Genomic DNA, 21,102 nt, shown 5'->3' on the forward strand with positions numbered 1-21,102 from the left:
AGGCTGCTCATCAGAGCTGCCTCTTTTCTATTTTTCACGTTTTTCTTTAATTGCTACTGTACATCTTGATATGCATAGTAACTCATCATTTTCATCAATGATGCGAATATCCCAAACCATTGTCGATTGTCCTCTATGTATCGGTGTTCCAATTGCTGTTACAATTCCATCTTGCTTTGAGCGAATATGATTTGCATTAATTTCTAATCCGAAACAAATACATTTTTCTTGATCAATTAAATTGTATGAACCAACACTTGCCACAGTTTCTGCTAATGCAACAGATGCACCACCGTGTAAAAATCCAAACGGCTGATGCGTGCGTTCATCAACAGGCATTGTAGCAACTACTTTATCCTCTGTCATTTCTAACAACTCAATTCCAAGCGAATCCATTAAAGTTTTTGACATATCGTTTTCAACCTCTCTCCCTTTAGATCAAATGTATAATTTTACCTGTTTAATTTCAAACTACCTATAACACTTATATAAGGAGGTTTCACCTAAATGAAACAGAAATTTTGTATACTATTGTTTATGTTCTCCTTGCTGACTATTGTACCAAATTGTGCAATAGCAGCCAAAGCATCCAACCTGACAATCAATGTTAAGACTGTAACGCAAAAAGGTAAGAAACCTTATATAGAATATCAAATTAATAGGCCTTCCTTTCACAACTTTTCTGATTCGAAATTTCAAAATAAGCTGAATTCCTATTACAAAAACTCTACTACTAAATTTAAAAGTAAATTAGAAAAAGAAGCGAAGAAATATTATGAAGAAACAGAAGGATCTAGCACACCTTTTCATCCATACGTTGCAAATGTTGACTATAAAGTAGCTTTAAACAAACCACCTTTCCTAAGTCTATATGTGAATTACTATCAATATACAGGCGGAGCGCACGGACTGTATACGTGGAAGGCAAATACATTTGATTTAAACGAAAAAAAATTATTACACTTAGACGATTTATTTCAACAAGAGGATAAATATAAAGAAATAATTCGCACAGAGATTGTAAGACAAATTAAACAAAATGAAAGCATTTATTTTCCTGATGCAGTCGAAAAAGTAACGAGCACTAAAAAGTTTCACTACTTTTTAGAACCCGATAATCTTGTGATTTATTTCCCTTTATATGAAATTGCTCCTTATTCAAGCGGAATTCCGCAGTTTCGTATTCCATACACATTGCTTAGAGACTATTTAAAGCCTTCTTATCAAAATATTTTGATTGACAACAAGTAAATATTTTCGCTACGATAATGTTAACCTAAACACAACTGGAGGTTAACATTATGAAGAAGCTTCATGTTTTAGATTTAGCATTAGCTGCCATGTTCGTCGCTCTTATGGCTATTGGTGCAAATATTGTATCGTGGGCACCATTCTTACAAATAGCGGGCATTCCATTATCTATGCAACCATTTTTCGCAATTTTAGCAGGTCTTCTTCTCGGGAGTAGACTTGGGGCATTATCAATGACTGTTTACATGCTTGTTGGAGTAGCAGGTGCGCCAATCTTCGCTAACTTCAAAGCTGGATTTGGAGCACTTTTAGATCCTACTGGTGGTTTTATTATCGCATTTATTATCGTTGCTTACGTATCAGGAAAACTAGTAGAACAAAAAGAACGACCAACATTCAGCACCTTTGCAATTTCTTCTTTCGTCGGAATCATTTTAACGTATATTATCGGTACTACTTATATGTACGGGGCAGTCAATATTTTCATGGGTGGTAATATGAGTTATAAAGCTGCCTGGATGATTATGATGTGGTTCGCAGTAAAGGATATTGCGTTTACAATTATCGGCGCTATTATCGCACCTCGCATATACTATGCTGTACGTCGTTCCGCTTATCAGCATTCTCATTCGACGATTTCATAATAAACAAGGAGCTGTTCCTATAGGAACAGCTCCTTGTTTATTATATTAAGACTCTTGCTTCATTTGCTCGTCTAAAACTTTCTTCATCATTACTAGCATATCATCACGTAATTCTGGGTGCTGCAATGCCATTTCAATTGTCGTTTGAACGAATCCTAATTTTTCACCAACGTCATAACGCTTTCCTTCAAAATCATATGCAAATACACGTTGAATTTCATTTAAGCTTTGAATTGCATCCGTTAACTGAATTTCGCCACCCGCTCCAACTTGTTGCTGTTCCAAGAACATAAAGATTTCAGGAGTTAAAATGTAACGTCCCATAATCGCTAAGTTTGAAGGCGCAGTACCTTGCGCTGGTTTTTCAACGAATTTACGAACTTGATAACGACGTCCCTCTTGCTCTAACGGATCAATAATTCCGTAGCGATGTGTTTCTGCTTCAGGAACAGTTTGTACACCAATAACAGAAGAAAGTGTTTTGTCATACTCGTCCATTAATTGACGTAAACATGGTTTTTCAGCTTGAACGATATCATCGCCTAATAATACTGCAAACGGCTCATCACCAATGAATTTACGTGCGCACCAAACAGCATGTCCTAATCCTTTTGGTTCTTTTTGTCGAATGTAATGGATATCTACCATTTTAGAAGAAGCTTGTACTTTTTCAAGTAACTCATACTTTTTCTTCTCTAATAAGTTTTGCTCTAATTCAAATGCGTTATCAAAATGATCTTCGATAGAGCGCTTTCCTTTACCAGTAACGATAATAATATCTTCGATGCCTGATTTTACTGCTTCTTCTACGATGTATTGAATTGTTGGTTTATCTACAATTGGAAGCATTTCTTTTGGCATTGCTTTCGTTGCTGGTAAAAAGCGTGTTCCTAATCCCGCTGCCGGGATAATTGCTTTTCTCACTTTTTTCATGACAAATACCCTCGCTTTTCATTCTAATTCTCTTAGTAAAGTGCAAATTTATAACACTCGCTCGTAATAATCCTCTACATCAAACAAAACTACAAGAAAAGAGGAGGCCGTTCTCCGTTCTCCTCTTTTCCTATCAGTAGCATTCTATTCTATTATAAACGATTCATAATATCTTCTTTAATAGTAAGTAACTTTTGTTCACTATTTTGTAAGGAATCATCTTGTACACCAAAGTAGAATTTAATTTTCGGCTCTGTTCCAGATGGACGTAAGCAGAACCAAGAACCATCTTCTAATTGATATTTTAACACATTTGATTTCGGTAAGTGAATCTCTTCCTTATTTCCATCTTGTAACGTTGTAATGATGCTTTCTTTATAATCCTCAACTGCAACGACTGTTAAACCCGCTACTTCTTTCGGAGGATTCTCACGGAATGTTGCCATCATCTTTTGAATCTGTTCGGCACCATCTTTTCCTTTTAACGTTAACGATACAAGGTCCTCACGGAAGAACCCATACTTCTTAAATACTTCTAGCAGACCATCGTATAACGTTTTACCTTGTGATTTGTAGTATGCAGCTACTTCACATGCAAATAGGACGGATTGCACCGCATCTTTATCACGGCAGAATGGACGGATTAAATAACCGTAGCTTTCCTCATAACCGAATTGGAATTCATATTGTCCGCTTTCTTCATACTGTTTAATTTTTTCACCGATAAATTTAAATCCAGTTAACGTATCAACTGTATCTAAACCGTATGCTTTTGCGATTGTACGGCCAATTTCAGACGTTACGATTGTTTTTAAAACAACACCGTTTTCTGGAAGCGTTCCGTTTTCCTTCTTTTGTGATAATAAGTAATCAAGCATTAACGCACCTGTTTGGTTACCAGTTAATACTTGGAACTCACCATCGTGATTGCGAACTGCTACACCTAGACGGTCTGCATCAGGATCTGTTGCGATTAACACGTCTGCGCCTACTTTTTCACCGTCGCGAATTGCATACTCAAACGCTGCATGCTCTTCTGGGTTTGGTGATTTTACTGTAGAGAAGTTTGGATCTGGTAACTCTTGCTCTTTTACAACTGTTACATCTGTAAATCCAACTTCTTCTAAACCACGGCGTACCGAAATATTTGATGTTCCATGCAATGGTGTAAAGACGATTTTTAAATCTTTTCCTACTTCTTTCACCATCTCTTTATTAATAATGACATTGTTCAATTCTGCTGCATACGCATCATCTACTTCTTGTCCAATTATATGTAATAAACCGTCAGCTTTTAATTGCTCAACATCAGCAACTTCAACTGTTAATTCATTCTCTACTGCATTTACGTAGCTAATTAACTCATCAGCTTCCTTTGGAGGCAACTGGCCACCATCTTCACCATATACTTTATAACCGTTATATTCGGGCGGATTATGGCTTGCCGTAAGAACGATTCCACTTGCTGTATGTAAATGACGAACTGCGAAAGAAAGCACTGGTGTTGGACGTAAGCTTTCAAATACATATGTTGTAATACCTTGTGCACCAAGAGTAGCAGCTACTTCCATTGCGAATTCAGGTGATTTATGACGAGAATCATACGCGACAACAACACCGCGTTTTTTCGCTTCTTCACCTAATTTTTCAATAAACATAGCTAACCCTTTTGTTGCTTTACGAACTGTATATACATTTAAACGGTTCGTACCAGCACCAAGTTCACCACGCATACCACCTGTGCCGAACTCTAGATTTTTATAAAAGCTATCCTCGATTTTCTTCTCATCTTGCTTCATGTTTTCTAGCTGTTCTTTTAATTCTGCGTCTAATTCTGCATATGAAAGCCAGCGACTAAATTCTTGTTTCCAATTCATACTTCCATCTCCTCTCGCCTGTCGTACCTTCATTATATGAAAAAAACAACCTGAATCTCAATATTTTTTAAAATCTAGCAGGATTTTACTATAAATATTTGTATACACTATGGTTAAATACTCCACCAAAGGGAATGAGGATTATGCAAGAATGGGGCTTGTCAGAAGAGCTCAAAATAAAAACAAAGCAGATGATTGAAATTGCTGAAAAAGAATTATCAAACATGAGGCATGCAATCGATAAAGAAGATGAATGTATTTTATGTAAAATGGAAGATATTCATCATATGTTAACGAATGTACAAACGTTAGCAGCTACATATTATATTCAAGCATATTTATCACCTTATACGGAAAGTTCACATTTCATCACTACAGCTGTCCAACATTTAAGCGCTCGAAAACACGGTGCTCTTATTATTGTGGAACGAGGTGACGCTCTTGATTCTTTCATTCAAACTGGAACGACATTAAACGCACACTTAACCGCGCCACTACTTGAATCGATTTTTTATCCAGGGAACCCTCTTCATGACGGAGCCGTTCTCATTAAAAATAATCATATTGTCTCAGCAGCTAATATTCTCCCATTAACAAAAAGCATGGAAATCAATCCTGAGCTAGGAACACGTCATAGGGCTGCAATTGGCTTATCCGAGAAAATTGATGCACTTATATTAGTTGTCTCTGAGGAAACAGGGCGTACTTCATTCGCTTTAGGCGGGACGTTATATACGATTTCTTTATAGGAAAGGTCTTTCACTATGTAGCACCTTTTTTTTCCATGAAAAATCCCCTCCAAGTAATAGTGTAACATCCATGTGTATACATGGTCTTTTTTACACTTTCTACTTAAAGGGGATAATATCACTCAAACATTTAAGACAACCTTTTCTTCAAAAATTATTCTTCTATAAAATGCTCATCAAGTATTGCAAATGTATGTACTATTGCTCCAGCTGGTCCTAAATCATGTGTTCCTATCACTTCAAATGTTCCAGCGATGTTTAAGTGCAACAATTATCACTTCATAAATTGCTAATTCTTTTTGTACTTGAAACATGTTCAGATCTCTTTCATGACGATTATATTTTTCTGCTCTGTGATACTTCGGACTTTTGTTTTATATCTATTTTTAAAAAATAGTAAAAAGGGTACTTTAGAAATCCTATCTAAAGTACCCTTTTATTAAAAATCTATTTTATTATAAAGAATAATTCGAGACTGCAAAATGATAGAAATATAACATGCTATCAAAATTATTTATCATTATTAATATCAATATTACACATAGAGTAACTACTTTTATACGTTTCATCACCTTAAAGCCATATGCCAATAATAAAGGTATTGTAAATACCATATGTGCGCCATAAATAAATGCTTCAGATGCTCCGAAACCAACAATTCCGTGTAAAACAATATTAAATAATAAACATAAACTCAAAAACCTTACGAAAGGTTCTTTTCTAAAATTTCTCCAGACAACTACCATTAGAGAAGCATACACAGTTACAATCGCAATCCAACCCATTATAGTATGCGATGGGAGCATATTTAATTGCGCAAGTTGCTCACCTTGTCTTAAAGTAACCTCCGAAAACGGTCCAAAGATGAATGAAGATCCCAATAACAAATGAAATACTAGTATATACTTAGACCCTACATATTCCTCTGAAAAACCTTGATTCCCTGTAAATTTAATATTAGTATTGATCACATCAATAAGTGATATATTATTTTCTATAATTACTAATACGAAGAGCAAAACGACCACAACGATCGAAATACCAGTCCAAATGACCCTTTTCTTTATTGTTTTATAACTCATTGTACTACCTAAAAACCACATAAACGAATTAGTTAATGTAACCCCCGATATTCCTATTGCCAACAATACGTTTGCAATGCTGAATCCCGTTTTCGCTTCTTTTTCTCCTGTAATAAATGGATAGCACACAAAGCACATAAGTACCAATGTGAAATTTGCATAGACAAAAGATTCTGGTGTCCACGTAATAACTAACAGAGTAGCTGAAAATCCGTACATGACCGCTAGTAGGAAAGAAACAATTGCGTTCTTACAAATTTTACAGCATAACATGTAAATCATAACTACACTTACCGTACTTAAGAACGCTTGAAAAAATATAATACCTTGCACTACATTTTTTACACCTAGTGACGATAGCACTGTTGCTATTTCCTCAGTTATAAAATTTAAAAATGGATGTCGAAACAACACTTCATCTGCAATCGGTATTTTAGACAAGAAAAAACTTAAAATATAATAACCCTGATCAAAAGAAAAATACATATCATACCAGGAAGCTGTTAAAATCTTAGAGTCGTTTTCCATTTTCCAACCGATAAAAGAATAAAATGAACAATAAAAAACGAAAAGGACAAGGGCTAATATTCCCTTTCCTTTATAACCATTCCAAATATTCAATACTTCTTCTCCTCTCTAAGGTAAAAATACCATAATTAAATGTGCTACATACCCAATAACTGTTCCTAACATCAATCCACCAAAAATCTCATGCCAATGATGTCCTTGGCGCTCTCTTAATTTCTCTTCTTCCAAACTAATATGTTTATTCAACATTTTTGCATGTTTACCAACCGTACGTCGAAGTCCTGTGGCATCAATGATAACAATCGTTAAAATTGCCATCCCAATCCCAAACATCGGTGTATTAAAGCCTTCATGAAACCCTATTGTCATGACCATACTTGATAAAATCGTTGTATGTGTACTAGGAAATCCACCGTTTCCAACTAAACGAAAAGCATCTTTTCCAGAACGAAGATAATTCACTAAAAATTTCAATACTCCCGAAGCCACCCAAGCTATAAATGGAAGTACACAATATAAATATGTTCCCATTGCTTTACCTCCTATGATTTTGCGATAAATAGAATTCCAACCACTATACATACCATTCCAGCAATTTTCATGAAATTGATAGTTTCACCAAATAATAGTGCTGACGCAATAATAACAAATACATATCCGAAGCTCACCATTGGATATGCATAACTTAGATCAACCTTTCTCAGTACAATCATCCATAATAGTGCACTTAAACCGTAAAAAGCTAATCCAAAAAAGTTTGGTAAATTAACAAAATTCATAATACCTAAAGCCGCTGAACTTTGCGATTTCATTGCACCAAACTTTAATAAAATTTGTCCTACAACTCCCATACCAACTGATAAGATAATCATTAAAAATTGTTGCATCTCTATACTCCTTAACTGTTTTTATTCCAAATAAAAAACGTTTAAGACACTCTTCTTAAACGTTTTAACAAACCCGAATAGAGTAATTAAAAGTTCAATAGTATAATAATAACTGTTATCGCGTATAACAACACTGTTATTAGAATATGCTGATCCTCTAATAAAACCTTATCAGGTTCTCCACCTTTATCTTCCATGTGAACCAAATATAAATAACGAAAGATCCCGTAAATTACAAATGGGATTGTCCACATTAAATAGATACTTGTCCCTGCATTAAAAGTAAAAATAGCATAAGTAACGATTGTTGCTGATGTAACAATTGTACTTAATTGATCTAATAAAGCAGGAGAGTAACTTTCTAATACTTTTCTATGAGAACCTTTATTAGCCTGTAACAACACTAATTCATGTCTTCTTTTATTAATAGCCAAGAATAGTGACAGTAATAATGTACATAATAAAAACCATGGTGTAAATGGCACTTGAATGACTAATCCCCCGGCTAATGCTCGTAAAACAAATCCAGCTGCAATGATTAAAATATCAATTATTACAACATGCTTTAGACGAATTGAATACGCTACATTTAAAGTGAAATATACAGCTAACACTAAACACAATAATGGGTTTAATACATATGAAACTACTAAAGACGCTACTAAAATCACACAACCTGCTGTAATAGCAAAATACGGATTTAAAGCACCCGATGCCATCGGTCGGTATCGTTTAACAGGGTGTTGTCGATCCGCCTCAATATCCATAAAATCATTTAAAATATACACACAACCAGATATCGCACAAAATAGTGCAAAACAAATTGTAGCTTGTGCCACCATAGTTAAAGATACTTGTTTTATAGAAAAGACTAGCGCTGCAAATACAAGCAAGTTTTTAGTCCATTGCTTCGGGCGTAACTGTTTAAAAAACAATACAACTATATTCTGTTGAGATAAAGTTCCTTCTCTCATAATAATAAGAGAGCTTCTATTTCTTTCACTCTCTTCCGTTCCCTCCCTACTCAATTGTTATTTCCTTCTAGTACAGGAAAGATTATAACATATAAACTTAACATTGAAAATCAGCTATTAAATACCAACAAAGGGTACTCTCACCCATAATGGTAGTTCTAAAAAACACAGCTGAAACAACATTAAATGTTCATTTGACCGCCCCGTTACTTGAATCATTTTTTATCCAGATACTCCTCTTCACGATAGTGCTGTTCTCATTAAAGATAACCATATTGTCTCTGCTACTACTATTCTTCCATTAACTTGACCATGAGCTAGGCTCACGTCACAGAGATAGAATTGTTTTATCAGAAAAAGGTGATGCACTTATGTTAATAACAGTCACACTTCATTTCCTTTAAATGGAGCCTTATATATGTGTTCTTTATAAAACAAGCCTTTCACTATGTAACATTTTTTTGAACAGTACAATAGTAAAGGAAATTATATCGACTTACCTACAAATGTACCGTATCAATAGAAAAAACTATCCCAAAAATTTGAGACAGCCTTTTCTTCAAAAATTATTCTTCTCCGAAACGCTCAACAAGTGTTGCAAGTGTACGCACCATTGCCCCTGTTGCTCCAGATGGTCCTAAATCATGTGCTCCTGATGTTTCAGATGTTCCAGCGATGTCTAAGTGTACCCATGGTGTTTCTTCTGCAAATTCACCAATGAATGTCCCAGCCATAACCGCATGTCCTTCACGGCCTGGTGAGTTATTTAAATCAGCAAATTTACTGTTTTTGACACGTTCTTTATCACGTTCAAAAATCGGCAATTGCCAAATTGGCTCATCCGTTTCCATAGAAGCCTCTAACACTTGTTCAAACAATTCTTCATTATTTGTCATTGCGCCTGTTGTATGATTTCCAAGTGCAACAATTACACCGCCTGTTAATGTTGCAACATCAACTAAGTAATTTGCGCCAAGTTTCTTCGCATACGTAATACCGTCAGCTAACGCTAGGCGACCTTCTGCATCTGTATTTAATACTTCAATTGTTTTTCCGCTCATAGATGTAATAACATCATCTGGCTTAAATGCTGTACCACTTACAACGTTGTCAGTTGATGGAATAACAGCGATCACATTTTGCTCTGGGCGAAGTTCACCGATAATTTCCATCGCACCTAATACAGCAGCAGCACCACCCATATCACCTTTCATACCGACCATGCCTTCACGTGGTTTTAACGAATAACCACCTGTATCGTATGTAATTCCTTTTCCAACGAATCCAATTACATCTGTCCACTCTTCTTTTCCTTTATAAATAAGAGCGATCATTTTTGGTGGCTCAGTAGATCCTTGGTTTACTGCAAGTAACGCACCCATACCAAGCTCTTCCATCTCTTCTTTCTCAAGAACTTTATAATCCATATCATACTTTTCCGCTAACTCAACAGCATACTCAGCAAGCGTTGTTGCTGTTAATACGTTTGGCGGCATATTTACAAGTGTACGAGCTGAATTTGTTGCACGTCCATGTACGTAGCCAACTGTTAATGCAGCTTCAATTTCTTGTGCATCTTCCGCTGTAATAGCCGTGAACTTCTCTAGTTCCACACGATCCTTTTTATCTGATTTATACGTTTGTAACTCATATGTACCAAGACCTTGTACTTCTGCTGCAATGTGAGCTACATCAATCGTATCTAATTTCTCTGTTACGAAAGAATCAAGTAAGATTGCTGCATCTTGTACTTTTGCTGCTTGTAACGTTTTAAACGCCTTACCAAGAGCAGCACGCAACGTTTCTGTCGTGTAAGACTCTTTCTTACCTAAACCAACGAAATAATAACGTTTCACATTTGTTTTTCCTAAACTATGTACTTTTGAAATAGCTTTCTTCTTAGTAGAAAGTTCTTTCTCTTCTAATAAAACTTGTAGTTGTCCTTCAAACGCTTTGTCCAGTTCTTGTACAAAACTACTTGTTTTCTCTTCTTCAAATAAGGCAACAATTACCGCTTCATGGCTTGCTAATTCTTTTTGTACTTGAAACATGTTCAGACCCCCTAAATTTCTCTACTCTACTTTTATTATAACTTTATTTTCGATAAAATGCGACAATTCTAACTTCTGTTATTTCATATAAAGTAAAACTATAATCAGCCCGCACCAATCGGGCGTTTACGGGCAGCAGGGCTCCCACCTACCTTCTTTGCTCCAGCTGAATTTTGAGGTGGGGGTTTTACCGGCCGCAAATAGCAGGATAAAGATGCTATTTCCAATATCTTCTATGGTGAAATAAGACAAGAAAAAAGTCTAGCGTTATTGCCACTAGACTATCTTTGTTTTAAATATTGTCCACGAAACACTTGCATCGTTTCGTCTTGATTTAACATCGTTAACTCTTCTTCCGAAAACTTGCCATTTCCTATTTTCACTATATACACATTTACTTTTTTCTTACCCCATTGGCTATAAACATCTTTCACCGTATCATAATATAAATCGAGACGATTTCCTTTTATAGCACCGCCCTTATCAGCTACAACACCATATCCGTAACCTGGCACGAATAGAATTGTCCCAAGCGGGAATACGCGTAAATCGGCAGCGATTGTGGAATATAAATCCCTTTTTGCTTTAACACCTGAATATGTAATGCCATACTCTGGATGCCCCGGCCTCTTTCCAGTCGACTCTATACCTGATGTATAACCAGTTGCAGTCATTTCTATAACACGATATTTAGACCAGTCATTTGCCTGCTCTAAAGCATTTATCACTTCTTTACTCGGAGCAACTTTTTTCTCAATTTCTGCTGCATGTACTTCTTTTACACTTGTTCCTTCATATGATTTTATAATCTCTACTAAAGAAACTCCTGTGAAAGCCTGCCATGTTACGCATAATGCGAATGCAAGTAAACAAGTCATCATAATGCGAATACAATATCGTTTTAACATTTTTATATTCCACACTCCTTCATCGTTAATCATTCCCTATACGATGAAGGAATATGCAAAAAAATAATCTCCAAATTGATTGGAGATTAAAACATTTGATATCCACTTTTTCGAAGTTTTTTAATTATGATTCCTGCTAAAGCAGCACCTACTAATCCAGTAGATAGAATAAACACATCTGCGTGTCCTAAATGCGATACACTTGTCCCAAATGAAGAAAATGTTTCTTTTGGCTTTGAAAAATAGTCCCATACACTTGCTTTATTAATAATAAGCATACAAATAATCGGATATACAATAACCATTACCCACGTAGCTCGCAAAATCATGTTGAGTAAAAATCCAATTCCAAAAAATAAAATAAAGAACAACATCATTGAAATAAGTAGTACCGGTATACTCACTTCTTCTCCCTCTCCTTCGCATACGCCGTAAACACATGATAAGCCGTATAACCAAATTGCTCTCCTGGATTTAATGTTTTGTCCATTTCAAAATGCGACTCTGCTCTTCCTTCTAATAAATATTTGATGAGTACAGAAGTATTTTGATCATCTGCAATATTTTCTGGATGTAAAAAAGCTACTTCCGACAATTCTTTCTCCTGTACGATAACGTCTTCTCCCTCTGGCTCTAGAAGAAAAATAATCATATTATCACTAATTTCATTATGAATAACACCTGAGCGAATACCAATAATCCCCTTTACATGAGCAACAATGCCTGTCTCTTCCAAAATTTCACGTTTCACAGCTTCATCAACAGTCTCGCCTTCATTAACAAAACCAGCAGGTAAAGACCATTGCCCTTTCAATCCACCGTATTTTTTCTTAACGAATAGCCATCTCCCATCTTCTGTAGCTACTAAGCCACTGACAGCTAACCACACTTTCCCTCGCTTCCCCATGATATAACCTCCTCCATCAAAACGAACAGAATATTCTTTCTTTTTTATATATTATACTATATTTTCAATACGAAAAAAGCAGAAACAGCTCATAGCCGTTTCTGCTTTTTCTACTATATATTAAAAGAACTTCAATTTACCTTTTTTAAGAACTAATAAAGGTCCGCCTAGTAAGAATAAGTAACGGTTGTCGATTACTTTCTTCATGAATGAAGCTTTCCAACCTGTTAACTTTTTACCCATAACAACGCCCATTGCATCGTCATGACCTAATGAACATACAGATCCTTTATTATCAAATGCGAACTTTTTCATTTCACCTTTGCCGCGAACTAACACAGTTAAATTGTGTGCAATATTATAACCTTCTTGAATTGCAATCTGTGCTGTTGGTGGGTATGGACGGTTAATCTCTTCGTTGATGATTAACGCTGCATCACCAACCATGAATACATCTTCATGACCTGGAGCGTGCATGTACTCATCCACTTTAATACGTCCGCGCATTGCTTCAAATCCAGACTCTTCCACAATACCATTACCACGAACACCTGCAGCCCAAACTACAGTTTCAGATTTAAGAAGTTCAGCATCATCACCGTTGGCAACGATAATACCTTCTTCAGTTGCTTCCTTAATTGCTGTACCGATGCGGAATTCTACACCTTTTTTCTCAAGTTGTTTTACAGCGTACTCTACTAATGCTGGATCGAAACCAGGAAGTGCTGTTGGAGCAGCTTCTACACAGATGATACGTGCTTTTTCACGTGGAACATCATACTCTTTGCAAAGTTCAGGAATACGGTTTGCAAGCTCACCTACGTACTCGATACCAGTAAATCCAGCGCCACCAACAACGATTGTTACTAACTCATCACGTTTTTCAGTCGCATATTGAGCGAATTTTTCTTCCATATGCTCACGAATTTGACGAGTTGCATTAATGTTAGTGATTGAGAATGCATGCTCTTTTAATCCTTTAATTCCGAACGTTTCTGATTCGAAACCAAGACCGATTACTAAGTAATCATACTCTAATTCACCATCTTTTAAGATAATACGTTTTTCAGCAGCTTTAATCTCTACTACTGTATCTTGTACAAAGTTCACTTTATTTGTATCGATAACGTCTTGAATATCTAGACAGATTTTATCATCTTGTAATGTACCAGCTGCACTCTCATGTAACCAAGTTGCTTGGTAGTGATAGCTGTTGTTGTTTACTAACGTAATTTCAGCTTCACTTACAGATAATGTTTTTTGCAGACGAACAGTCGTAATCATCCCGCCATAACCTGCACCTAAAACTACGATTTTTGGAGTCTTCACTAAATCACAACCCTTTTCTTTATATAATAGTAATAAAAAATAATACCAAGTACTAAAAACTCTATTTGTCAAGAATGTGGAATTTATCACATTCTATATCATAACAAAACGCAGTCAAAAAATCGTACGAAATTTGTCATAGAAATTTAACATAATACTTCCCTATATTAGTCGGTTTCATTCCATAATTCAAGCACCTAGAGAATTATCAATATTTTAAAATAACATAGCGTTTTCAAGGGTTTTTCAGCCTTTTTTTCATGTATTTTCCTTTCGCTATATTTTATACAATTCTAAAACATCTATGCGCAAACTTACTTATTATTCAGTCGTTTTCAGAAGTATTATTAACTGAAATATGCTATCATTTATTTGAAAGTGTTATCATTTGCAGGATTTTCATGTACATATGAACAATATATGAAATCAATATTAAAATTCCATCATCTATAGGGGGAATGAAAATGACAGAAAATCAAAAAGTTTACGACATAACGATTATTGGTGGTGGCCCAACAGGACTATTCACTGCATTTTATGGCGGAATGAGACAAGCAAGTGTAAAAATTATTGAAAGCTTACCTCAACTTGGAGGGCAATTATCCGCACTATATCCCGAAAAATATATTTATGATGTAGCTGGATTCCCAAAAGTGCGCGCACAAGAGTTAGTTGATAACTTAAAAGAACAAATGAAAAAGTTCGATCCAACCGTTTGCTTAGAAGAAGCTGTTGATACTCTTGAAAAACAAGCTGACGGTATATTTAAGCTTGTTACAAATAAACAAACTCACTACTCTAAATCTGTCATTATTACTGCTGGTAATGGTGCTTTCCAACCACGCCGCTTAGAATTAGAAGGCACAGCAAAATATGAAAAGAAAAACTTACATTATTTCGTTGATGATATGAATAAATTTGCTGGAAGACGCGTCGTTGTATTCGGCGGTGGTGACTCAGCAGTAGATTGGACAATGATGTTAGAACCGATTGCGGACAAAGTTACAATTGCTCATCGCCGCGATAAATTCCGTGCACATGAACATAGCGTAGAAAGCTTAATGAATTCCCGTGCAGAAGTAAGCACACCTTACGTTCCAGTTGAACTTATCGGTGATGATACTATTGAACAAGTTGTTCTTCAGCACGTAAAAACAGAAGAAAAAATTATCATCGATGTTGATGACGTAATCGTAAACTACGGCTTCGTTTCTTCACTTGGTCCAATTAAAAATTGGGGCTTAGATATTCAAAAGAACAGCATCCTCGTGAACTCAAAAATGGAAACAAATATTCCTGGCATTTACGCTGCTGGTGACATTTGTACATATGAAGGAAAAGTAAAACTCATTGCTTGCGGCTTTGGTGAAGCACCGACAGCAGTAAACAATGCAAAAGCTTACTTCGATCCAAATGCAAAACTTCAACCAATGCATAGCTCAAGTATGTTTTAATATAGAAATGAAAAGAACTCCTTTTACATGAAAGGAGTTCTTTTGTTATAAAGATCCCTAATTCAAATTACCTCTCTTTCTTCACAGCTATGTACTTTAGAAAAAAATACCACATACTCCTAAAATATGTTACAATAAAACAGAACATACGTTTCATTCAATGGAGGGGAATTTTATAATGAAAGAACCTATTATCATTAAGAAAGAAGCTTTCCAAGCAATCGGCGTTTCTATTACGACGACAAATGAAAAAGAGGCATCTACTGAAGGGAAAATCCCACAACTTTGGAACCAATACTTCCAAGAACAAATCATGCATCACATCCCAAATCAACAAACAAAAGAAACATTCGCTGTCTACTCAAACTACGAATCAGATGAAACTGGTACATATCAATTTACTATTGGCATGCCTGTTTCTTCATTAGAAGACGTTCCTGAAAATATGACAGCCTTAACAATACCTGCCGCAACGTATGCGGTATTTACAACGAGAAAAGGTCCTGTGTCTGAAGTCATTTGTGAAACTTGGGAATATATTTGGCAATGGTCGAAAGAAAACAAACGTGCTTTTACAACAGACTTTGAGCTTTATGACGAAAATGCAGTAGATCCAAATAACGTACAAGTGGATATTTATATCGCTTTAGCGTGAATGACAAAAAAGAAGATACCCTTTGGTATCTTCTTTTTTGTCGTTAAATAGCCACTGTGCAAATTCATTATTATTGTCTACAATGAGAAAGTGCAGTATAGAAATATTAGAAACTGTATAAAACGATTGTTAATAGGTTTTTCAGTCTAAATTTGGTACGTAGAAAGGAAGCAATATGGAGGAACTACAACAAAATAAATCTGCTTTAGAAGGAAGCGGAAAACCGTTATTAAAAAATACGAACTTCCTTTTTCTTTGGGCAGCTACTCTCTTTTCAAGTTTTGCTTTAGCCTTTTTTACTTTTTCACAAACATGGTACATAGCAAAAACATTAAACCTTGAGGCTTCACTCGGTATTGTTTTCGTGGCTCTTAGTGTTCCAAGACTCATCTTTATGATTATTGGCGGAGCATTAGCTGATAAATTCCCGAAAAAAAATATTATGTTTTACTCTAATATTATTCGCGCTATTCTTGTCGCAACCATTCTCACCTGGTTCATCGTCGGTGATGTAACACTATATACATTTGCTTTGTTCGCTTTGTTCTTCGGACTTGCTGACGCTTTCTTCTGGTCAGCAGATGGATCTATTCTGCCTGAACTTGTAGAAAAAAGCCGTTTAACACAAGCAAATTCACTTACTCAAATGACAAACCAAGGATCGGTCATCTTGGGCCCTGTACTTGGCGGTATTCTCATTAAATTTACGAACTATGAAACAATCTTTTCAATTACAATCCTGCTACTCATTATCGCTGCGATACTCGTTCAAAAAATACAATTTACAGTACCCGAAAAAAATGAAACAGATAAAGGCATGTTTACTTCTATTAAAGAGGGAATTTCATATGTAAAAGAATCACCATTTCTTTCAACTTTCCTTATATGTAGCGCCTTTTTAAATTTATTTTTAATCGGCCCAATGCAAGTAGGCTTCCCGCTCTTCGTCAAAAACGTTCTGCACGGTGATTCACTTCAGTTTAGTTACTTAGAAGCGTCTGTTGGCGGCGGGATGGCGATAGGAGCTGTCATTGTCGGATTAAAAAACATTAACCGCAGACGTGGTCTATTTTGTATTATCATGATGCTACTGTCTGGTGTATTCTTCCTAGCCATCAACTTTAGCACCGTACTTTGGCAAGCCTTATTAGCTGGAATGTTTTACGGTATTACAATTGCGATGGCTATCGTTCCACTTATGGCGATGATTCAATCAACAGTAAAAGAAGAGATGATGGGACGCGTTATGAGCTTACTCATGCTTTCATCGATGGGATTCATTCCGCTCTCTTACGCATTTACATCGCTTGCACTTGGGATAGGCATTCCAATTGTAACGGTTATGAAAAGCGGTGCAATCGCTGTTATCGTCTTTGTACTATTTGTAGCAATTCGTGTTCCAGTTGTAAGAAAGTTCGATTAGCTACTTGGAGTCATGTATTATACGCATGGCTCTTTTTTAAATGGATCGAATAACGGTATTCCCTTACTTCTCCTTAATGCCGCTCCCCACTCTAATCCAATTTCTAAAAATAAATCTCGCATCGTACTATACAATAGTGCTCCAACATCTTTACGAATTTCTCCGTACTTATACGCTCTCACAACACTTTTCACCCTCCAAATTAAATTCCCACGCACTTCTTCATCAGCTAATATTCCCTCTAATAAAGCACCTTGCTCTAGTAATCCGCTCTTTTTATAAGCAAGTTCCACCTTACTCCAAAATATATTAATCTTCTTCGGATTACTCGTCATCGGCACCAGTGCATATATAAAAGGCTTCGGTATATCGTGACGACAATACGTTTCATCAAGCTCGTACGTTACTTTTCTTTTATCTTTTATTTGTGGAATGTTTTTAGAAAGAATTGTTTCCCCCTCATTTTTTTGCTCGTTTCCACTACAGCCATCTGTACGATCATCACTTTCACATGCGGACATTTTCATACGGTCATCCATGCGGTCAATTGCAGATTTAAGAAATACATATAAGTTTGCACTATATCCCCCGCGCTTATATCTTTCTTTTGTCGCAACACGTTTTATAATCCCTAGTTCCTCTAACTTTGCAATCGAGCGGCGTACCGTACGAATACTCTTTCCAACATTTGTAGCAATCGTCTCCATTAACGGACAAGCAACTCCCACTGTTTTCTGTTTCTCATTCACTGCATACTTTCCTAAAAAATGAATAATGATAGCATCCGTTTTATTCAAGTGAAATCGATAGCACTTCAAAACTTGTTTTTGATATGTATTAAACTCTTCTTTACTTCGAAATTGACTATATGGTTTCATTAAATTATATAAGCTTCCCATTTTTATCACCTCACTTATAGGTAAGAAATAGGAAGAGAAATTGGCGTGATATTTAATATTTTTTATCCCGCATTAACGGGCAGTAAGACTCCCACCTCCAGATTCGGCGAATGCGAGGAGGTTAGGTGGGAGATCAACTGCCCGTAAAAGCCCGATTGGTGCGGGCTAATAATCAGTGGGGGATGGACAAAACCCCCACTGATTAAAGTTTCATTTTATTGGAGATGAAAATATGATTATAATTAGTGCTTGTTTAGGTGGTATTGCTTGTCGTTATGACGGTAACGATAATCTCGTTTCACAAATAGAAGAGTTATTACAGAGGGAAGATACCATCCTTGTTTGTCCCGAAGTATTAGGCGGTTTACCAACACCACGCCCTTCTGCTGAAATTATCGGCGGTAATGGCGATGATGTTTTAGATGGAAAAGCAAAAGTAATGACGAAAGAAGGACAAGATGTCACGGAAGCTTTCGTGCGTGGTGCTTATAAAGCATTAGAACAAATAAAAGATTTAAACCCAGAATATATAATTTTAAAAGAACGCAGTCCATCTTGTGGTAGTTCTACTATTTACACAGGGGAATTTAACGGCAATAAACAAACTGGTTACGGAGTGACAACTGCTTTATTTAAAAGACACGGATTTAAAGTCATTTCAGAAGAGGATTTTGAAAGTAAAAAAAGGAATTGACCCTGTTCGTCAATTCCTTTTTTCTGTCTTATTTCGCACCTAGTTTTTCTTTCACTTTCGCTGGAAGCTCGTCCTTTTTCACTTCTTCCCAAGCTGTTACACCTTTTTTATCTGAGTGGTATACGCGTAGGAATGCTTCTTTACGAAGATTTTTTTGCGCTATGAATTCTAATTCTTTCTCTTTACCATCTTTATCAAAACCAGTTAGTTTATATTCGTAATCTTTATACGGCTGACCATTATCAGCTTTACCATTATATTCTTTTCCATCTACTGTAATTTGAACGTAATACTCATCTTTACCCATACGGTTTAAATCACAGCCAACTAACAAACTTGCGAATACAACTAAAATACTAAAAAGTGCAATATATCTTTTCAATTCCTTCACCTCATATGTTTTTCTTATATTGTTATCTTAAAGCCTAAGCTTTAAAGAAGAAATTCAAAAACATGACATGAACATTACACTTTTGTAAGATAGTAAATTAAAACTTTAATCAGTGTTTTTTCATTGAAAACGTTATTGACACTCATCTAGCCTAGTCATGACAATCTATTAACGCCAATAACGTCTTCCACGCCAACTTTTCCACTTGTCACGAATCTTATCACATAATTTTCTTATACCGCTTATTACACCTTCTATTACGCACTCTATTATGATATCAATTACAAGGTAACTTACAAATCTAATTATAGGTTTAATCACATATCTTCCTACGAATTCAAAAATATCGTCGATCTTGCGTCCCCTCCCGCTCGTACAAAAAACTGCTACTTCCCATTCTTTTTGCGCAATCTACGTTCTGTTACAACCGCTGCGCCTACTGCAGTAGCTATCAACAAAAATAGTACGGCGATAGCGTCCACAATGAGGATATTGAATTTGGATGAAACCCCAACAAATACTAACGCTATCGTTAATACTGCTAGCATAATTATCGTTATCTTATCTTCGTTCATCATTGTCCTCTCCGATTACTCACGGTTCTCTCTCCAAGACTTTATAAAGCCACCGACAACTTTACTGCAATTGTTCCCGTAATTAATTTATTATCGTTGTAATCCATCTTCTACTACCTGCGTAACAGTTCCATTCGGTTCGAATATTACACGTAATGTTCCTTCGCCGCCATAACCGGTATAGCCGTATACTGAATACGATTTATATTTCTCAATCATACGTGGCTGTCCAATCGCAGCTTTTACTTGATTCGCAGGCATACCTTTTCTGATTTTCAAATAGTGATTATAGTCTACTTCCGCCGAATCGTTATTTACATCTTTATACCACGGTACGCGGTCGTTTTTTTCTTCATATTCCTTTACAGGCTCTTCACTGCTTTTCGTAGATACCTGACTCTCTTTATCCGCATCCTTTATAGCAGTGCGTTCAATATTAACAACGTAACCATATGTATTTAATTCAACCATAATTTCATATGTACCATCCGTATCCTTTTCAGTATAAAACACGCGTTTTTCCTTGTTATTATAATTTTTTATGTTCTCACCGCCGTAGTCAATCGTATTAAGAATATCCGTATATGTCATGCCTTCCTCAATCTTTTCGGCTTCGTCGCGAGAAATATAACGCTTCTGTGATGACGGAGCGTCCTCATATTTAATACTGTCACGTTCGCTCGTAGTCATAGGGGTTTCCTTCTGTTCTTTTAGTACTTCCGATTTCACCTGTTGCTTTGCTCCCGCTTTTGTTAACACGTCTGTATCGTTAGAACATGCTCCAAATATTGATGCTGTAACCAACGTCATCCCTAATACCAGTACGTTCTTAAATGACTTCATTGTAATTCCTCCGGTAGTTTTTAATTTCTAGTAATCAGCGTATTTTAA

General features: G+C 36.0%; 24 protein-coding genes and 1 pseudogene. 8 read left to right on the forward strand and 17 right to left on the reverse strand.

Features of this window, described 5'->3' with window-relative positions; genetic code table 11:
• Positions 1–27: 27 nt before the first annotated feature.
• A complete protein-coding gene (locus NSQ08_RS23305; RefSeq protein ID WP_002034550.1) occupies positions 28–411 on the reverse strand; it encodes a hotdog fold thioesterase in 384 nt (127 codons plus the stop codon).
• 96 nt (positions 412–507) lie between these two features.
• Between NSQ08_RS23305 and NSQ08_RS23310 the strand changes: the two genes are divergently transcribed.
• Both NSQ08_RS23310 and NSQ08_RS23315 read left to right on the forward strand, forming a co-directional pair.
• Positions 508–1,251, forward strand: a complete 744-nt coding sequence (locus tag NSQ08_RS23310) for a DUF3298 and DUF4163 domain-containing protein (RefSeq protein ID WP_340779097.1) — start codon at positions 508–510, stop codon at positions 1,249–1,251.
• A gap of 50 nt (positions 1,252–1,301) precedes the next feature.
• Positions 1,302–1,895, forward strand: coding sequence for a biotin transporter BioY (locus NSQ08_RS23315; protein ID WP_002015867.1), 594 nt, complete (start codon positions 1,302–1,304; stop codon positions 1,893–1,895).
• Positions 1,896–1,940: 45 nt separating this feature from the next.
• Here NSQ08_RS23315 and galU read toward each other — a convergent pair whose 3' ends face one another.
• Both galU and NSQ08_RS23325 read right to left on the reverse strand, forming a co-directional pair.
• Positions 1,941–2,828 carry a UTP--glucose-1-phosphate uridylyltransferase GalU gene (gene galU / locus NSQ08_RS23320; protein WP_002015869.1) on the reverse strand — a complete coding sequence of 296 codons (888 nt, stop codon included), beginning with the start codon at positions 2,826–2,828 and terminating at the stop codon, positions 1,941–1,943.
• 152 nt (positions 2,829–2,980) lie between these two features.
• The gene (locus NSQ08_RS23325) at positions 2,981–4,705 is read right to left on the reverse strand and encodes a phospho-sugar mutase (protein ID WP_087963021.1); all 1,725 of its coding nucleotides are present in this window, start codon (positions 4,703–4,705) and stop codon (positions 2,981–2,983) included.
• Positions 4,706–4,848: 143 nt separating this feature from the next.
• Between NSQ08_RS23325 and cdaS the strand changes: the two genes are divergently transcribed.
• A complete protein-coding gene (gene cdaS / locus NSQ08_RS23330) occupies positions 4,849–5,454 on the forward strand; it encodes a sporulation-specific diadenylate cyclase CdaS (protein WP_340780223.1) in 606 nt (201 codons plus the stop codon).
• A gap of 455 nt (positions 5,455–5,909) precedes the next feature.
• Here the strand turns inward: cdaS and NSQ08_RS23335 are convergent, their stop codons facing one another.
• The 4 genes from NSQ08_RS23335 to NSQ08_RS23350 form a co-directional block, all read right to left on the reverse strand.
• Positions 5,910–7,157, reverse strand: coding sequence for a DUF6080 domain-containing protein (locus NSQ08_RS23335; RefSeq protein WP_340779107.1), 1,248 nt, complete (start codon positions 7,155–7,157; stop codon positions 5,910–5,912).
• Between the two features lie 15 nt (positions 7,158–7,172).
• Complete coding sequence (locus NSQ08_RS23340) at positions 7,173–7,595, reverse strand: divergent PAP2 family protein (protein ID WP_340779110.1); 423 nt, start codon at positions 7,593–7,595, stop codon at positions 7,173–7,175.
• 11 nt (positions 7,596–7,606) lie between these two features.
• A complete protein-coding gene (locus NSQ08_RS23345) occupies positions 7,607–7,951 on the reverse strand; it encodes an EamA family transporter (protein ID WP_002112598.1) in 345 nt (114 codons plus the stop codon).
• Positions 7,952–8,037: 86 nt separating this feature from the next.
• Complete coding sequence (locus tag NSQ08_RS23350) at positions 8,038–8,925, reverse strand: decaprenyl-phosphate phosphoribosyltransferase (protein ID WP_340780225.1); 888 nt, start codon at positions 8,923–8,925, stop codon at positions 8,038–8,040.
• A 176-nt stretch (positions 8,926–9,101) separates the two neighbouring features.
• On the opposite strand from NSQ08_RS23350, the pseudogene NSQ08_RS23355 reads away from it, so the two are divergent.
• Positions 9,102–9,358: pseudogene (locus NSQ08_RS23355) on the forward strand (diadenylate cyclase); the annotation flags it as partial.
• A 133-nt stretch (positions 9,359–9,491) separates the two neighbouring features.
• On the opposite strand, the gene pepA reads toward NSQ08_RS23355, so the two are convergent.
• The 5 genes from pepA to NSQ08_RS23380 all read right to left on the reverse strand — a co-directional run bounded on the left by pepA (position 9,492) and on the right by NSQ08_RS23380 (position 14,120).
• The gene (gene pepA, locus NSQ08_RS23360; protein ID WP_340779112.1) at positions 9,492–10,976 is read right to left on the reverse strand and encodes a cytosol aminopeptidase; all 1,485 of its coding nucleotides are present in this window, start codon (positions 10,974–10,976) and stop codon (positions 9,492–9,494) included.
• Between the two features lie 281 nt (positions 10,977–11,257).
• A complete protein-coding gene (locus NSQ08_RS23365) occupies positions 11,258–11,884 on the reverse strand; it encodes a 3D domain-containing protein (protein ID WP_085313020.1) in 627 nt (208 codons plus the stop codon).
• An 86-nt stretch (positions 11,885–11,970) separates the two neighbouring features.
• On the reverse strand, positions 11,971–12,288 hold the full coding sequence (locus NSQ08_RS23370) for a YuiB family protein (RefSeq protein WP_002089308.1): 318 nt from the start codon (positions 12,286–12,288) through the stop codon (positions 11,971–11,973).
• Entirely contained in the window at positions 12,285–12,791 is a 507-nt protein-coding gene (locus tag NSQ08_RS23375) for an NUDIX hydrolase (RefSeq protein ID WP_002015875.1), read from the reverse strand. The genes NSQ08_RS23370 and NSQ08_RS23375 overlap by 4 nt, the downstream gene beginning before the upstream one ends.
• A 120-nt stretch (positions 12,792–12,911) precedes the next feature.
• Positions 12,912–14,120 carry an NAD(P)/FAD-dependent oxidoreductase gene (locus tag NSQ08_RS23380; protein WP_002067919.1) on the reverse strand — a complete coding sequence of 403 codons (1,209 nt, stop codon included), beginning with the start codon at positions 14,118–14,120 and terminating at the stop codon, positions 12,912–12,914.
• Between the two features lie 464 nt (positions 14,121–14,584).
• Here NSQ08_RS23380 and NSQ08_RS23385 point away from each other — a divergent pair, with 464 nt between their 5' ends.
• The 3 genes from NSQ08_RS23385 to NSQ08_RS23395 all read left to right on the forward strand — a co-directional run bounded on the left by NSQ08_RS23385 (position 14,585) and on the right by NSQ08_RS23395 (position 17,652).
• Entirely contained in the window at positions 14,585–15,574 is a 990-nt protein-coding gene (locus NSQ08_RS23385; protein ID WP_012261913.1) for an NAD(P)/FAD-dependent oxidoreductase, read from the forward strand.
• A gap of 178 nt (positions 15,575–15,752) precedes the next feature.
• Complete coding sequence (locus tag NSQ08_RS23390; protein ID WP_340779120.1) at positions 15,753–16,229, forward strand: GyrI-like domain-containing protein; 477 nt, start codon at positions 15,753–15,755, stop codon at positions 16,227–16,229.
• A 175-nt stretch (positions 16,230–16,404) separates the two neighbouring features.
• Positions 16,405–17,652 (forward strand): MFS transporter, encoded by a 1,248-nt coding sequence (locus NSQ08_RS23395; protein WP_002034542.1) that lies wholly within the window; start codon positions 16,405–16,407, stop codon positions 17,650–17,652.
• A 17-nt stretch (positions 17,653–17,669) separates the two neighbouring features.
• Here NSQ08_RS23395 and NSQ08_RS23400 read toward each other — a convergent pair whose 3' ends face one another.
• The gene (locus NSQ08_RS23400; RefSeq protein WP_340779124.1) at positions 17,670–18,551 is read right to left on the reverse strand and encodes a helix-turn-helix domain-containing protein; all 882 of its coding nucleotides are present in this window, start codon (positions 18,549–18,551) and stop codon (positions 17,670–17,672) included.
• A gap of 232 nt (positions 18,552–18,783) precedes the next feature.
• On the opposite strand from NSQ08_RS23400, the gene NSQ08_RS23405 reads away from it, so the two are divergent.
• Positions 18,784–19,245: a DUF523 domain-containing protein gene (locus tag NSQ08_RS23405; protein WP_340779126.1), complete on the forward strand. Its 462-nt coding sequence runs from the start codon at positions 18,784–18,786 to the stop codon at positions 19,243–19,245.
• A gap of 28 nt (positions 19,246–19,273) precedes the next feature.
• Here the strand turns inward: NSQ08_RS23405 and NSQ08_RS23410 are convergent, their stop codons facing one another.
• The 4 genes from NSQ08_RS23410 to NSQ08_RS23425 form a co-directional block, all read right to left on the reverse strand.
• Positions 19,274–19,627, reverse strand: coding sequence for a YxeA family protein (locus tag NSQ08_RS23410; protein ID WP_002191062.1), 354 nt, complete (start codon positions 19,625–19,627; stop codon positions 19,274–19,276).
• Between the two features lie 177 nt (positions 19,628–19,804).
• Positions 19,805–19,990 carry a hypothetical protein gene (locus NSQ08_RS23415; protein ID WP_337915511.1) on the reverse strand — a complete coding sequence of 62 codons (186 nt, stop codon included), beginning with the start codon at positions 19,988–19,990 and terminating at the stop codon, positions 19,805–19,807.
• A 32-nt stretch (positions 19,991–20,022) separates the two neighbouring features.
• Positions 20,023–20,214: a hypothetical protein gene (locus NSQ08_RS23420; RefSeq protein WP_340779129.1), complete on the reverse strand. Its 192-nt coding sequence runs from the start codon at positions 20,212–20,214 to the stop codon at positions 20,023–20,025.
• A gap of 87 nt (positions 20,215–20,301) precedes the next feature.
• The gene (locus NSQ08_RS23425) at positions 20,302–21,054 is read right to left on the reverse strand and encodes a hypothetical protein (RefSeq protein WP_340779131.1); all 753 of its coding nucleotides are present in this window, start codon (positions 21,052–21,054) and stop codon (positions 20,302–20,304) included.
• Between the last annotated feature and the right edge of the window lie 48 nt (positions 21,055–21,102).

The organism is Bacillus sp. FSL E2-8887, from assembly GCF_038007205.1.
Lineage (GTDB): Bacteria > Bacillota > Bacilli > Bacillales > Bacillaceae_G > Bacillus_A > Bacillus_A mycoides.

Excerpts from the sequence above, each read along its gene's own strand:
- NSQ08_RS23305 (WP_002034550.1), bottom strand. The coding sequence starts at position 411 with ATGTCAAAAACTTTAATGGATTCGCTTGGAATTGAGTTGTTAGAAATG.
- NSQ08_RS23310 (WP_340779097.1), top strand. The coding sequence starts at position 508 with ATGAAACAGAAATTTTGTATACTATTGTTTATGTTCTCCTTGCTGACT.
- NSQ08_RS23315 (WP_002015867.1), top strand. The coding sequence starts at position 1,302 with ATGAAGAAGCTTCATGTTTTAGATTTAGCATTAGCTGCCATGTTCGTC.
- galU (WP_002015869.1), bottom strand. The coding sequence starts at position 2,828 with ATGAAAAAAGTGAGAAAAGCAATTATCCCGGCAGCGGGATTAGGAACA.
- NSQ08_RS23325 (WP_087963021.1), bottom strand. The coding sequence starts at position 4,705 with ATGAATTGGAAACAAGAATTTAGTCGCTGGCTTTCATATGCAGAATTA.
- cdaS (WP_340780223.1), top strand. The coding sequence starts at position 4,849 with ATGCAAGAATGGGGCTTGTCAGAAGAGCTCAAAATAAAAACAAAGCAG.
- NSQ08_RS23340 (WP_340779110.1), bottom strand. The coding sequence starts at position 7,595 with ATGGGAACATATTTATATTGTGTACTTCCATTTATAGCTTGGGTGGCT.
- NSQ08_RS23345 (WP_002112598.1), bottom strand. The coding sequence starts at position 7,951 with ATGCAACAATTTTTAATGATTATCTTATCAGTTGGTATGGGAGTTGTA.
- NSQ08_RS23350 (WP_340780225.1), bottom strand. The coding sequence starts at position 8,925 with ATGAGAGAAGGAACTTTATCTCAACAGAATATAGTTGTATTGTTTTTT.
- pepA (WP_340779112.1), bottom strand. The coding sequence starts at position 10,976 with ATGTTTCAAGTACAAAAAGAATTAGCAAGCCATGAAGCGGTAATTGTT.
- NSQ08_RS23365 (WP_085313020.1), bottom strand. The coding sequence starts at position 11,884 with ATGTTAAAACGATATTGTATTCGCATTATGATGACTTGTTTACTTGCA.
- NSQ08_RS23375 (WP_002015875.1), bottom strand. The coding sequence starts at position 12,791 with ATGGGGAAGCGAGGGAAAGTGTGGTTAGCTGTCAGTGGCTTAGTAGCT.
- NSQ08_RS23385 (WP_012261913.1), top strand. The coding sequence starts at position 14,585 with ATGACAGAAAATCAAAAAGTTTACGACATAACGATTATTGGTGGTGGC.
- NSQ08_RS23390 (WP_340779120.1), top strand. The coding sequence starts at position 15,753 with ATGAAAGAACCTATTATCATTAAGAAAGAAGCTTTCCAAGCAATCGGC.
- NSQ08_RS23395 (WP_002034542.1), top strand. The coding sequence starts at position 16,405 with ATGGAGGAACTACAACAAAATAAATCTGCTTTAGAAGGAAGCGGAAAA.
- NSQ08_RS23400 (WP_340779124.1), bottom strand. The coding sequence starts at position 18,551 with ATGGGAAGCTTATATAATTTAATGAAACCATATAGTCAATTTCGAAGT.
- NSQ08_RS23405 (WP_340779126.1), top strand. The coding sequence starts at position 18,784 with ATGATTATAATTAGTGCTTGTTTAGGTGGTATTGCTTGTCGTTATGAC.
- NSQ08_RS23420 (WP_340779129.1), bottom strand. The coding sequence starts at position 20,214 with ATGATGAACGAAGATAAGATAACGATAATTATGCTAGCAGTATTAACG.
- NSQ08_RS23425 (WP_340779131.1), bottom strand. The coding sequence starts at position 21,054 with ATGAAGTCATTTAAGAACGTACTGGTATTAGGGATGACGTTGGTTACA.